Source organism: Lysobacter sp. TAB13, assembly GCF_052113885.1.
Classification (GTDB): Bacteria; Pseudomonadota; Gammaproteobacteria; order Xanthomonadales; family Xanthomonadaceae; genus Lysobacter; species Lysobacter gummosus.
The window spans coordinates 64,726-77,234 of the sequence record NZ_JBFRDR010000018.1; the positions used below are offsets into that span (position 1 = coordinate 64,726).

The window sequence follows — 12,509 nt, forward strand, 5'->3', positions numbered from 1 at the left end:
CTGTATTTTGTTCTCTTCTCCCTTTTCAGGCGCGCTTGCCGCCTTGCGCGCGCACGTGCCGGCCATCGCAGTTCTACCGGCCGCGCTCGCTGTGATCCTGTCGTCGCCGGCCGTGCGCGCGGCCGAATTCGAACTCGCCGACGGCCGTATTCAGGGCCAATGGAACACCCGCGTCGTCGCCGGTACTTCGGTGCGCACCGACAAGCCAAAGCCGCACCTGCTCGGCAAGGGTTTCGCCTCCGACGGCCGCGCCAAGGGCGGCAACGGCGCCGATACCGCCGACGACGGCAATCTGAACTTCGATCGCGGCGATGCGTTTTCGACCTTGTTCAAGATCGTGCAATCGGTCGATCTGAAATACCGCGACGTCGGTGTGAACCTGAGCGCGCGCACCTGGTACGACGCCACGCTCGACAATCGCGAAGTCGCGCAAGGCAACGTGCCGAACGGGTTCGATGCGCACGCGCCGCTCAGCGATGCCGGCTTGTCGCGCTCGAACAAGTTCTCCGGATTCCTGTGGCTCAACGCCTATGTTTACGGGCATCTGAAACTGGACGAAGACAGCGCGCTGGATCTGCGCGTGGGCAAGCAAAGCGTGAAGTGGGGCAACGGCCTGTTCCTGCAGGGTGTCAACCAGGTCAATCCGATCGACTACACGACCTTGCGCCGGCCCGGCACCGATGCCGCCAGCGAAGCGCAGATTCCGGTCGAGATGCTGTGGGCGAAATGGACGCTGGATTCCAAGCTGAGCCTGGAAGGGTTCTGGCAATGGAACTGGCGCGCGTCGGAATACGATCCGTGCGGTACGTTCTTCTCCGGCAGCGATCTGGGCTTCGATCGCGGCTGTGCCGGCATCCAGACCAATGCCTATTACCCGATCAACAGCGCATCGCCCGACGCCGGGCCGTGGCTCAGCGACGGCTTCATGCAATCGATGGGCGCGGTCCTGCCGCGCGATCGCGACCGTTACGGCAGCGATTCGGGGCAATGGGGCCTGGCGCTGCGTTATCGCGACGAACCGCGTGGCCTGGGTTGGGGCGCGTACTACCTGCGGATCAATTCGCGTGCGCCGTATCTGGACGCGATCACGATGGACTCCGCGCTCACCGATCCGACCCTGGCGCCGCGGCTGATCGCCGCCGGCGTGCCGACGATTTACGCGCAACTGTCCGCGCGGCTGTCGACCATCCGCGTGTCGTGGGAATACCCCGACGACATCCGCATCTTCGGCCTGAGTTTCGATGCCCGCGTCAAAGGTTGGAAGCTCGGCGCCGAGCTGTCGCACACGCAGGACCAGCCGGTGCAGCTCAATACCGCGGACATGTTCCGCGCGCTGACCAGCAACGGCGGGCCGATCGGCCAACGCAACGCGGTGTTGCCGCCGAGCGGGCTGTTGCGCGGCTATGACCGCGTCGGCAAGAGCCAATTGCTGCTGAATTTCCATCGCAGTTTCACCGGCGTGCTGGGCGCGCAGCAGGCGTCGGTGTCGGGCGAAGTCGCCTACAGTCATGCCGATTTGCCTGCCTTGGGCCAGGCGCGCTATGGGCGCGGCTTCCATTGGGGGTTCTCGCCGGAAGGCTACGGCGGCGTGTGTCCGCCGGTGCAGAATCCGCGCGGCTGTGTCGACGAAGGGTTCTATACGCGCAATGCCTGGGGTTATCGGCTGCGCGCGCAACTGGACTACGCGCCGGGCGGTGCCTGGACGTTGTCGCCGAGTTTGAGTTTTGGCCACGATGTGCGTGGTTATGCGATCGACAATCAGCTGGTTGAGGATCGTCGGCAGCTGACTTTGGGGTTGCTGGCGAAGTATGGAAAGAACTACTTCGCCAGTGTCAGCTATACCGACTATGCCAGTAGTGCGCGTTACGACGCGCTGGCGGATCATGATTTCGCCAGTGTTGCGGTGGGGGCTACGTTCTGAGTGATGTGGTTTGGTTCGCGACTTGGGATGTGGACGCGACTTGGGATGTGGAATCGACAAGGGATGGCAAACCCATGCACGCATTTGGTCGTCATGCCTCGCGAAACTTTACGCTCGTCATTCCCGCGAAGGCGGGCTCCGCCTCACTTCGGCGAAGCCGAACATCCAGAGACTTCAGCGCCATCTCTCCAGGCCGTCATTCCCGCGAAGGCGGGAATCCAGTGACTTCAAGCGTTCTCGCACGAAAGGCCCTGGATTCCCGCGTTCGCGGGAATGACGGTCCTGGAGGGTGTTGCTAAAGGATCGACGTATCCGGCTTCTGCGATGCGACGTATTTGGTTTCTACGAATTGAAGGAGAGGCCGCCCTCCCGCAGGAACGGCGGCCTCTCGTTCCGACGCTTACCGCCTCCACCCCGCAATCTCGCTAGCACTCAACACCCCATCGGCATTGACATCCACCGCGATGAAATTAGCGCTCAGCGGCGTAAACGCGCGTGCCTCGCTGCGCGTCAAGGTCCCATCGCCATCGATATCGAGCGCGACGAAATCGACATTGCGCCCATCCGACGGCGGAGCCACCACCGTCGCCGGCAGCTGATTGGCTTCCGCGGTCGCCGCGGCCGCGGCCTGCGCCACGCTGGTGGCATCGGTCGCGATCGCGGTCGCGGTGCGCGCTTCGCTCATGGCGGCCTGGGCTTGGATCGCCGCGCCGGTCGGGTTGCTGCCGGAGACCGCGGCGGCCTGCGCCGAACGCGCGGCTTCCGAGGCGCGCACGGCCTGGCGCGCGGCGGTCTGCGCATCGATGGCCGAACTCTTGGCTTGCTCGGCGGTGATTTGCGCCGCTACCGCGCCGCGTGCGCTGATCGCGCCCTGGTCGCGGGTGTTGGCCGCCGCGCGCGCCGCTGTTTGCGCGCTTGCCGCGTCCTGACGCGCGGCTTGCGCCTGCGCCGCGGCGACGTCGGCTTTCTCGATCGCCTCGTGCTTGGATTCGACCTTGGCCGGAACCTGCGCCGATGCGGCGCCGGCGCTCGCTATCGCGGCCAGCAGGGTCAAGGCGAGCAGGGAGTGTCGTTGGTTCGCGTGCTGCTTCATGGCGGAGCCTCGCGCTTGGGAGAGGCCCGACGCTAGCCCTGTGCGGATCAATCGGGTGTCAATCTTCGAAACCCGCGCTGAACGGCGCGGTTCGGCGCGGATGAATTGCGAACTGCAACGTCGCTGCGCTATCGCACGCCGCGGAATGAAAGCGCCGGTGAATTGCGCGTGCGACATGCGCACATCACCTGCGCATCACCGCGATGAACCGCAGCCATCGCGCCCGAACGCGCCGCTTACTTCGGCGTAGCGAACACCGTGATCTCTTCGCGATCGTGATACAGCTGACGCGCGCGCACGATCATCGGCCGATGCGCTTGGTGCTCGAACGCTTCCAGGCAGATGCGCGTTTCTTCCCAGCGCTTTTTCATCGGCAGCTTGAGGTTGAAGATCGCCTGCCGGCACCAGTTCTCGCGGAACCAGGTGGCCATGCGCTCGGCCACGCGCGCGGGCGACTCGACCATATCGCAAACCATCCAGTCGAGCGTGCGCTTGGGCTGCCAGGTGAAGCCGTCGGCGCGCAGATGATCGACGCGGCCGCTGTCGAGCAGCGCCTGCTTCAAGGGGCCGTTATCGACCGAGGTGACCTTCATGCCGTTGCGCATCAGCACCCAAGTCCAGCCGCCGGGCGCGGCGCCCAGGTCGGCGGCCTGCATGTTGTCGCGCACGCGGCGTTCGCGTTCTTCGTCGTCGAGCAGGGTCAGCAGCGCTTCTTCGAGCTTGAGCGCGGAGCGGCTGGGCGCGTCGGGATGCATGCGCAGGCGCGCGATGCCCAACGGCCACGGCGCGCTGTCGTGCGGCTCGGACATCGCCAGCACGGCGTGATCGCCGGCCAGAAACGCCACGTGCAGACGCGGCCGGCGCGCGTCGTCGGTCTTGCTCAGCCATCCGGCCTTGCGCAGCGCCGGGCGCAGCGCGTTGCCGAAGCTGCGCGCCAGACCGGCCAGCGGCTTGCCGTCGTCGGAGTCGGGGTGCTCGACCCACAGCTCGCCGAACATCGACACGTTCAGGCCCGAGCCGCCCAGCGCATCGAGCGCGGCCAGCATCGGGGTGATGCGGTCGGTCGGATTCAAGTTGGGCAGATCGGCCAGACGCACCAGCTTTTGCCGGGCGAAGATCAGCTTCGACCACGGCAGCGCGCGCGACAGCGCGGCGGCGTCCTCGACGATGAATTCGACGTAGCCGCTGTTGCGCTGGGTGCGCGCATAACCGGGGTGGCCAGCGAGCGCGGCGCGTTCGCTCAATTCGGCGGCGAGTTCGGGTTCGAAGCCGGCGCGGCACCAACACAACAGGGCGGAGTCGGTCATCGTGGGACACTCGCGGAAGCAAAGGGTAGGAGCGGTGCGAACCGCGACCGCGCCGATTCGCGAACCGGCGCGGTGGATTGCAGGAGCGTCGCCGCGGCTCGCGCCGCATCTACTCCTTGAAACGTCGGATCAGTACGAAACGCCGCTCTCGCCGTAACGGCGCAGCACGTCGCAGGCGGCGTCGCGATGCAGGTCGCGGCGCACGGCGATGCCGCGGCGTTCCAGTTCGCCGATCCAGTCCGCCGGCAGCGGGCCTTCGTCGAATTCGGTCAGGCGCATCACATCTTCCGAGCGCGCGCCGATCAGCAGATGGTCGATGCCGGCCCAGAAGCTGGCGCCGTAACACATGCAGCACGGCTGCGCCGAGGTGGCCAGGGTCATCGGGCCGATGTCGTTGAGCCGGAACGCGCTCAGCGCCGCTTGCGCGCACATGAAGGCCATCATCTCGGCGTGGGCGACCGAGCAGTTCTGCGGCACCACGCGGTTGACGCCGACGCCGACCACCAGGCCGTTGCTGTCGAACACCGCCGCGCCGAACGGGCCGCCGGTGCCCAGCTCGATGTTGCGCCGGGACAATTCGACCGCCAGTGCGACCTTGTCCTCATCGTTGAGGTAGGCGCGCTGGCGATCGACCGCTTCGTCGATCCATTCCGGCAGCGCCAGCTGCACCGAGCCGGTCAGCAGATAGGGGATTTTCGGACTCATTCCTTGCTCGCCCAGGTATCGCGCAGCGTCACGCTGCGGTTGAACACCGGCTGCTGCGGGTTATGGTCGTAGCGATCGGCGACGAAGTAGCCCACGCGCTCGAACTGCAACGCCTGCTCCGGCGCGGCCTGCGCCGCGGCCGGTTCGACATAACCGGTGACGGTGCGGCGCGAGTTCGGATTCAGGTGATCCTTGTAGGTCTTGCCGTCGCTGTCGTCGTCGGGCGCGGCCACGTCGAACAGGCGGTCGTACAGCCGCACTTCGGCCGCGAGCGCATGGCGCGCGCTGACCCAGTGGATGGTGCCCTTGATCTTGCGATCGGCGCCGGCCATGCCGGGACGCGATTGAGGATCGAGCGTGCCGCGCAGTTCGACGATTTCGCCGGCCTCGTTCTTGATCACTTCATCGCAGCGCAGGATGCCGGCGCCGCGCAGGCGCACTTCGCCGCCCGGGATCAGGCGCTTGAAGCCCTTCGGCGGCACTTCCTCGAAATCCTCGCGCTCGATCCACAACTGGTTCGAGAACGGCACCTGGCGAGAGCCGAAGCTCTCGTCCTTGGGATGATTGGAGAAGTGCAGCGATTCTTCGTGCGAATCGTCCAGATTGGTGATGACCAGCTTGAGCGGATCGATCACCGCCATGCGCCGCGCCGCGGCCGCGTCGAGGTCTTCGCGCAGGCAGCCTTCCAGCACCGAGTAGTCGATCACCGAGTTCTGCTTGCTCACGCCCAGGCGCTCGGCCCACAGGCGGATCGCGGCGGCGGTGTAGCCGCGGCGGCGGATGCCCTGCAGGGTCGGCATGCGCGGGTCGTCCCAGCCATCGACCAGCTTGTCCTGCACCAGCACCATGAGCTTGCGCTTGCTCATCACGGTGTAGTTGAGGTTGGCGCGCGAGAACTCGATCTGACGCGGAATCGCCGCTTCGTTCGGCAAACCCTTGGCCAGCAGCGGCGCCAGCAGTTCGGGCGAATGGGGCAGATCGACCTTGCTCACGCACCAGTCGTACAGCGGGCGGTGGTCTTCGAACTCCAGCGTGCACAGCGAATGGGTGATGCCTTCGCACGAGTCGCTGAGCGAATGGGCGAAGTCGTACATCGGATAGATCGGCCAGGCGTCGCCGGTGTTCTGGTGGGTGACCTTCTTGATCCGGTACAGCGCCGGGTCGCGCAGATTGATGTTGCCCGAGGCCATGTCGATCTTCGCGCGCAGGGTGCGCGCGCCGTCGGCGAACTCGCCCGCGCGCATGCGCCGGTACAGGTCGAGGTTTTCCTCGACGCTGCGGTCGCGGTACGGCGAGTTGCGGCCCGGCTCGTTGAGCGAGCCGCGGTAGGCGCGCACTTCCTCGGCGCTGAGGTCGCAGACGAAGGCGTCGCCCTGGCGGATCAGCTTTTCGCCGGCCAGATAGAACAGCTCGAAGTAATCCGAGGCGTGGCGCAGCTCGGCCCATTCGAAACCGAGCCAGCGCACGTCGTCCTGGATCGCCTCGACGTATTCGGGGTCTTCCTTGGCCGGGTTGGTGTCGTCGAAGCGCAGGTTGCAGCGGCCGCCGAACTCGTTGGCGACGCCGAAATCCAGGCAGATCGCCTTGGCATGGCCGATGTGCAGGTAGCCGTTGGGCTCGGGCGGAAAGCGCGTGCGCACGCCCTGGTGCTTGCCGCTGGCCAGGTCGTCGCGAACGATCTGACGGACGAAATCCTGTCTGACCGCGGCCGGGGCGGCGCTGTCGGCGGGATATTCGGGGGCAAGACGGGAAGGATCGGCGGACATGCAATGCATCTTGAGAAAGAGAGAATCGGGAGTTTAGCCGGTGCCGGGCCGGCTTGCCCGTGCGAGGCGGTCCGCGCCGGCCGGGGGCGAGCTTGCCCGGATGGCTGTTTCGGCGCCGATCGCGCGCGCGGGGCGGCGGCCGGCGCGCCCGGCGCGGCGTGGCGGCGTATGCTGGCCGCAGACTCGCAAGGCCGCGCAGGCCGAAGGACAGCGACGATGAAAGTCGTCTACGAAGCCGCCCATCTGATCGATGCCCACCTGGTCCGGCACGCGCTGGAAGACGCCGGGATTCCGGTGTTTCTGCGTGGCGAGGCGCTGGTCGGCGGGCTCGGCGAGTTGCCGTTGTTCGGCGCGGTGCAGGTGTGCGTGCCGGAAATCGTCTGGCCGCAGGCGCGCGAGGTGGTCCAGCAGCTGTCGCTGGGCGAGCCGCCGCCGGCCGAGCCGGAGCCGCTCGCGGCGATGCCGCCGCCGGGCTGGCTTCCGGCCTGAACGCCGCGTTCCGGGCCTCGCGGCCCGGTTTCGCCGGCGGTTCGGCCGAGGCGCCGAGGCGCCACGGGTCCGCGACCTGAAATTGCGGGCCGGGCCGGGTTCCGACCCGACCCAATCAACCTATCCCCATTGAAGCGCCCGTCGCGGCGCGACCGGCCCGGTGCCGGCCGCCGCGAGGCGGCGCCCCGTCCAGGGCCCGGGCCGTGGACGGATCGACCGGAGTTTTCGCGATGCGATCGATACGACTGTATTTCCGGAGGCGCGCATGAACGCCTCCTCTCAAGCCGCCTCGCGCGGCGCGCTGCTGCAGATGCTGCTGGGCGCCAGCGTCATCAGCAGCTCGGCGGTGTTCGTCAAACTGGTGCAGATCGGCCCGGCCGCCTCGGCGTTCTGGCGCATGGCGCTGGCGGCGGTGATTCTGCTGGTGCTGCTCGGCCAGCCGTGGCGGCGCGGTCGCCTGCGCCATTGGCGGCCCGAGGGCCGGGTGCTCGGGCTGGTCATGCTGGGCGCGGCGTTCCTGGCGCTGGACCTGTGGCTGTGGCACCGCAGCATCCTCTACGTCGGCGTGGGCTTATCGACCTTGCTGGCGAATTTCCAGGTGTTCGTGCTGGCCGGCGTCGGCGCGATCTGGCTGGGCGAACGCGCCGGCTGGAAGCTGTGGCTGGGCCTGAGCATGGCCCTGGTCGGGCTGGCGCTGCTGCTGGCGCCGGGCTGGGAGCACATGGACGCGCGCTTCCGCATCGGCGTGGCGTTCGCGCTGGCCGCGGCCTTGCTGTACGGCGGCTTCCTGCTCGCGTTCCGCGCCGCGCAGTCGCGCCGTGGCCAGACGCCGAACGAGGCCCTGCAGTGGTGGCTGTGCCTGGGATCGGCGGCGATGCTCGGCGCGATCGTGCCGTTCGGCGGCGAAACCCTGCTGCCGGCGAGCGCGCGCGACTGGATGATCCTGACCGCCTACGCCGCGATCGCGCAGGTGCTGGGCTGGCTGGTGATCGGCCGCGCCATGCCGAAGCTGCCCGCGGGCGTGGTCGGCCTGTGTCTGTTGCTGCAGCCGCTGCTGGCTTACGTCTGGGACGTGCTGTTCTTCCATAAGCGATTGGGCGGGATCGAACTGATCGGCATCGCCTTGTCGCTGGCGGGCATCTTCCTTGGCCTTGCACGCGGCGATCAGCCCTTGTTCGGCCCGCGCAAGCAAGCCGGCGAAGCTGAAGACCCGTCCGCATAAGTTTTCTGCTTGCGCTTATGTGGGAGGGGCTTCAGCCCCGACGCCTTTCGATCCGACCAACCGCAGCCTCACCCTTGCCCCGCGCCGAAACGCGGGGCAAGGCGTGCCGCGATGCGATCAGGGCTGTCCGCAGCGATAGCGATCGGTCGCGATGAACCCGTTGCTCTGCGAAATTTCGTGGTCGTAGCAACCCTGCGTGCCGATGCTGCGGTGGCGCTGCGTCGAGTGCCCGGTCGCATGCCGTTCCGGCCGCGGCACGCCGTAGTTCCAGCCGGCTTCGCCTTCGAAGCGGTTGCGCTTGATCTGCGCGAGCGCCGGCTGGCCCGGGGCCGGGGTCTGCAAGGTGTTGGCCTCATCGGAGATCTTCATCTTGGTCACGATGCGCTGCGCCGTGCCCGAAGGCAGCACGCTGATCGAGCCGTCCAGGCCGAAGCGTTGCGATTGCCTCGACACGCTAGGCAGGCCGCGGCCCAGGCGGGTGACGGTCTGGGTGTCGTTCCATTCGCCCTGGATGCCGTCGGGATTTTCGTCCGCGCCCCAGCCGTGCAGATTGGTGTTGCCGACGATGCGTTCGACCGTGGTGTATTCGCGGCCCTTCGAGGTTTCGACGTAACCGCTCGCGCGCAGGCGATGGCCGCCGCGGGTATCGACCTGGAAATTCCCGTCCGGCAATGCGCTGTACTTCGACTCGGCCGCCAGCGGCGTCAACTCGTAGCTGAGCAGGCGCCCGCCGGTGGCGGCGCGGCGCGCGTCGGTCCAGGCCTGCAGGTTCGGCTGCAAGGTCCAGCCGGAGGCGCCGTCGGGCAGGTTGGCGACGCGGAACCGCACTTCGTGCGCGCGGCCGTCGTTGACCGCGCCGATGAAGGGCGACAGGTCGTAGCGGATCGGTTCGATATTGAACGCGCGCGGCGCCGGCAGCACGTACCACAGGAACGGATTCGACCAGCCGCCGGTGTAGATGTGCGGATACGGCATGGCGATACCGGCGACGCGGCCGTCGATCAGCACCTGCACTTCGCGGTACGGGCCGTGCTGGGCGGGGCAGGAGTAGTTCGCTTCCGGCGGCGCGGTGAAGTACCAGAATTCTTCGCAGCCGCCGCCCGAACCGGTGGCGTAGACCTCGCCGATCCAGCGCGTGGCGTTGGCCGGCAGGGTGTAGTCGCCGATCAGATCGCTGCCGTCGCGGCGTTCGTTACTCAACGGCGCCACCGCATCGGCGCTGTCCGGCGCCGGGTGGCGGCGGTCGGCGTTGTAGAACACGACCCGCGCCTGCACGTAGATCACGCCGGTGTAGGTCTGGTTGACCACGTTGCCCAGGTACATGCGCACCTGCTGCGGCGATTTCAGCAAGGCCGCGTAGGCGCTGATGTCTTTTTCGACATGCCAGCCGATGCCGTCGCGCGACGGCTCCGGGGTGCTGGTGGACAGCACGGTCATGCCGCCGATCTGCAGATAGCCCAGGCGATCGAACTGCACGCCTTTCACCTGGCCGTCCATTTCCAGCACCACCTTGCTCCACGGCCCGGGGCAGGCGGCCGGCGGCGCGATCGCGCCCAGGTGCCAGTCGAAATCGGCGAACGCGGTGTTCAGTACTTCGACGGTGCAACTGCGCGTATCCGGGCGGGCCACCGGAGGGTCGGCGGTGCGCGGGTCGTCCCAGTCGCTGCCGAATTCGTCGGCGGCGAACACCGGCGCGGCGCTGAGGCACAGCAGGCCGAGCGCGGCGGCGGACAGGCGCGAGGGTAGGCGTGATCGCATGTGGGTGATCTCGTAAGCGGAGGGAAGGCCATGGCGAGGGCTGCGGAATGCGGCGGCGTCGCGATGGGCGGGGCGGTTCCGAGCTTCCGGCTTCGAGTGCGAGGCGGCAAGGTGCGCGTGTGGCGCGATGCGGGCAATCCTGCGACGGATGCCTCAGTTCGCCGGCGCCGTGTGTTGGCGCAAATCGTCAGATCGGTTTCGAAGTCTTTTGTAGGAGGGGCTTCAGCCCCGATGCTTTTTTGTCAGATCACTGCGTCGTAACGAAAAACATCGGGGCTGAAGCCCCTCCTACAAAAGACTTCGACGGGCTCAGGTGGACTCGCGCAGGCTTTTGTTCTTATCGCCCAGCGTGCGCGTTGGCGGCTGCAGCAGCGAGGCCGGCAACTTGCGCAACTCATCGGCCAGCTGCATCAGGAAATCCGACATCGCCGAGCTGCGCCGCCACAGCATGCCGACCTGACGATGCGGCGATTCGCCGTTGAAGCTCAGCAGGTGGATGTCCGGCGACGGCGGCACCGGCGGTTGCACCGCCAGCATCGGCAACAAGGTGATGCCCACGCCGGCGGCGACCATCTGCCGCAGCGTTTCCAGGCTGGTGGCGCGGAACCCGTCGCGCTCGTCGGCGCCGGACAGGCGGCAGACGTCCAGGGCCTGTTCGCGCAGGCAGTGGCCTTCTTCCAGCAGCAGCAGGTGCTGATCGTCCAGATCGTGCAGGTCCAGCGAGTCGCGCCCGGCCATCGGATGCTGCTGCGGCACCGCCAGCAGGAAGGGTTCGTCGAACAAGGGCTCGACGTGCAGTTGATCGTCGTGGATCGGCAGCGCCAGCAGCCCGGCGTCGAGGCGGCCGTCGCGCAGGCGGGCGAGGATCTGGTCGGTCTTCTCTTCGACCAGCAGCAACTCCAGGCGCGGGAAGCGCTTACGCAAGCCCGGCACCACGTGCGGCAGCAGGTACGGCCCCAGCGTCGGGAACAGGCCCAGGCGCACGGTGCCGGCTTCCGGGTCCTGGCTGCGGCGGGCGATCTCGCTCATCTGCTCGACATCGGCGATGACCTTGCGCGCGCGCTCGGCGATGTCGCGTCCGACCGGCGTCAGCATGACCCGCCGCGGCGCGCGTTCGACCAGCGATACGCCCAGCTCTTCCTCCAGCTTCTTGATCTGGGTGGACAGCGTCGGCTGGCTGACGAAGCTCGCGGCCGCGGCCCGGCCGAAGTGCTTGTGATCGGCCAGGGCGACCAGATATTTAAGATCACGAAGGTTCATACGACGGCTGTCAATTGAGGATGGCTATCGGCATAATAGGAACAATTCATTTCATTAATCAAATGCTGTGATGCAACATACACGGCATAGGTTGTACCCATCGGCTACACCCAACCCCTTTCCACCCATCCCATCCCCTCAAGGAGTCATCCGCATGCTTTCGATCGGCGAAAAGTTCCCCAAGTTCAAGGTCAAGGCCACGGTCGGTATCGACAGTCTCGATAGCGCGTTCGCCGACATCGACAACGACACCTACAAGGGCAAGTGGCTGCTGGTGTTCTTCTACCCGAAGGACTTCACCTTCGTCTGCCCGACCGAGATCAAGGGTTTCGGCGATCTGAACCAGCAGTTCCTGGACCGCGACTGCCAGGTGCTGGCCGCGTCCACCGACAGCGAGTTCGTGCATCTGGCGTGGCGCAAGGATCACAAGGATCTGCGCGACCTGCCGTTCCCCATGCTGGCCGACATCAAGAAGGACCTGACCTCGGCCCTGGGCATCCTGACCGACGACGGTGTCGCTCAGCGCGCCACCTTCCTGGTCGATCCGGACGGCATCATCCGCTTCGTCTACGTCACCGACGGTTCGGTCGGCCGCAACCCGCAGGAAGTGCTGCGCGTGCTGGACGCCCTGCAGACCGACGAGCTGTGCCCGTGCAACTGGAGCCAGGGCGAGAGCACCCTCAAGGTCGCTTGATTCGCGAGCGGTCGTCCGGCAACGGGCGGCCCGACGCGATGATCGGCCCGGAGTGATCCGCGGCGGAGCCGGATTCCGTGACCCGGCTCCCCTCTGGTTCTGCTGCGCTGTCGGCCTGAGCCGCCAGCGCAGGTTTTTTCGGCAACACCCGCATGCGGCCGGTCGTACCGGCCACCCTCCCTCCCGTGCGGGATGTGCCCCGCGGCCGGGGTTCGCCCCGGTCGCACTTACTCACGCAGGCGTGTCAGCGCAGGCGCCTTTCTTATCGTCATCCCAGCCAGCCGTGCGCTTGCG

General features: G+C 67.1%; 10 protein-coding genes. 4 read left to right on the forward strand and 6 right to left on the reverse strand.

Annotated elements, in window-relative coordinates; genetic code table 11:
* The first annotated feature begins 55 nt into the window (after positions 1-55).
* The gene (locus AB4Y92_RS19150; RefSeq protein WP_441821103.1) at positions 56-1,921 is read left to right on the forward strand and encodes a DUF1302 domain-containing protein; all 1,866 of its coding nucleotides are present in this window, start codon (positions 56-58) and stop codon (positions 1,919-1,921) included.
* A 400-nt stretch (positions 1,922-2,321) separates the two neighbouring features.
* Here the strand turns inward: AB4Y92_RS19150 and AB4Y92_RS19155 are convergent, their stop codons facing one another.
* From AB4Y92_RS19155 to AB4Y92_RS19170, 4 genes are all read right to left on the reverse strand, one after another.
* Entirely contained in the window at positions 2,322-3,014 is a 693-nt protein-coding gene (locus tag AB4Y92_RS19155; protein WP_441821104.1) for a hypothetical protein, read from the reverse strand.
* 236 nt (positions 3,015-3,250) lie between these two features.
* Positions 3,251-4,321 (reverse strand): 23S rRNA (cytidine(2498)-2'-O)-methyltransferase RlmM, encoded by a 1,071-nt coding sequence (rlmM, locus tag AB4Y92_RS19160; protein WP_441821105.1) that lies wholly within the window; start codon positions 4,319-4,321, stop codon positions 3,251-3,253.
* A gap of 129 nt (positions 4,322-4,450) precedes the next feature.
* Positions 4,451-5,005, reverse strand: coding sequence for a nucleoside deaminase (locus AB4Y92_RS19165; RefSeq protein WP_441821139.1), 555 nt, complete (start codon positions 5,003-5,005; stop codon positions 4,451-4,453).
* A gap of 17 nt (positions 5,006-5,022) precedes the next feature.
* The gene (locus tag AB4Y92_RS19170) at positions 5,023-6,792 is read right to left on the reverse strand and encodes a glutamine--tRNA ligase/YqeY domain fusion protein (protein WP_441821106.1); all 1,770 of its coding nucleotides are present in this window, start codon (positions 6,790-6,792) and stop codon (positions 5,023-5,025) included.
* 216 nt (positions 6,793-7,008) lie between these two features.
* Between AB4Y92_RS19170 and AB4Y92_RS19175 the strand changes: the two genes are divergently transcribed.
* Both AB4Y92_RS19175 and AB4Y92_RS19180 read left to right on the forward strand, forming a co-directional pair.
* Entirely contained in the window at positions 7,009-7,281 is a 273-nt protein-coding gene (locus tag AB4Y92_RS19175; RefSeq protein WP_057943955.1) for a putative signal transducing protein, read from the forward strand.
* Between the two features lie 265 nt (positions 7,282-7,546).
* Positions 7,547-8,503, forward strand: a complete 957-nt coding sequence (locus tag AB4Y92_RS19180; protein WP_441821107.1) for a DMT family transporter — start codon at positions 7,547-7,549, stop codon at positions 8,501-8,503.
* A 117-nt stretch (positions 8,504-8,620) separates the two neighbouring features.
* Here AB4Y92_RS19180 and AB4Y92_RS19185 read toward each other — a convergent pair whose 3' ends face one another.
* Together AB4Y92_RS19185 and AB4Y92_RS19190 are read right to left on the reverse strand one after the other, a co-directional pair.
* The gene (locus AB4Y92_RS19185) at positions 8,621-10,261 is read right to left on the reverse strand and encodes a peptide-N4-asparagine amidase (protein WP_441821108.1); all 1,641 of its coding nucleotides are present in this window, start codon (positions 10,259-10,261) and stop codon (positions 8,621-8,623) included.
* 309 nt (positions 10,262-10,570) lie between these two features.
* The gene (locus AB4Y92_RS19190) at positions 10,571-11,521 is read right to left on the reverse strand and encodes a LysR substrate-binding domain-containing protein (RefSeq protein ID WP_441821109.1); all 951 of its coding nucleotides are present in this window, start codon (positions 11,519-11,521) and stop codon (positions 10,571-10,573) included.
* A 154-nt stretch (positions 11,522-11,675) separates the two neighbouring features.
* Between AB4Y92_RS19190 and AB4Y92_RS19195 the strand changes: the two genes are divergently transcribed.
* Positions 11,676-12,215 (forward strand): peroxiredoxin, encoded by a 540-nt coding sequence (locus AB4Y92_RS19195; RefSeq protein WP_057943950.1) that lies wholly within the window; start codon positions 11,676-11,678, stop codon positions 12,213-12,215.
* The last annotated feature ends 294 nt before the right edge of the window (positions 12,216-12,509 follow it).

Excerpts from the sequence above, each read along its gene's own strand:
- AB4Y92_RS19155 (WP_441821104.1), bottom strand. The coding sequence starts at position 3,014 with ATGAAGCAGCACGCGAACCAACGACACTCCCTGCTCGCCTTGACCCTG.
- rlmM (WP_441821105.1), bottom strand. The coding sequence starts at position 4,321 with ATGACCGACTCCGCCCTGTTGTGTTGGTGCCGCGCCGGCTTCGAACCC.
- AB4Y92_RS19170 (WP_441821106.1), bottom strand. The coding sequence starts at position 6,792 with ATGTCCGCCGATCCTTCCCGTCTTGCCCCCGAATATCCCGCCGACAGC.
- AB4Y92_RS19175 (WP_057943955.1), top strand. The coding sequence starts at position 7,009 with ATGAAAGTCGTCTACGAAGCCGCCCATCTGATCGATGCCCACCTGGTC.
- AB4Y92_RS19180 (WP_441821107.1), top strand. The coding sequence starts at position 7,547 with ATGAACGCCTCCTCTCAAGCCGCCTCGCGCGGCGCGCTGCTGCAGATG.
- AB4Y92_RS19185 (WP_441821108.1), bottom strand. The coding sequence starts at position 10,261 with ATGCGATCACGCCTACCCTCGCGCCTGTCCGCCGCCGCGCTCGGCCTG.
- AB4Y92_RS19190 (WP_441821109.1), bottom strand. The coding sequence starts at position 11,521 with ATGAACCTTCGTGATCTTAAATATCTGGTCGCCCTGGCCGATCACAAG.
- AB4Y92_RS19195 (WP_057943950.1), top strand. The coding sequence starts at position 11,676 with ATGCTTTCGATCGGCGAAAAGTTCCCCAAGTTCAAGGTCAAGGCCACG.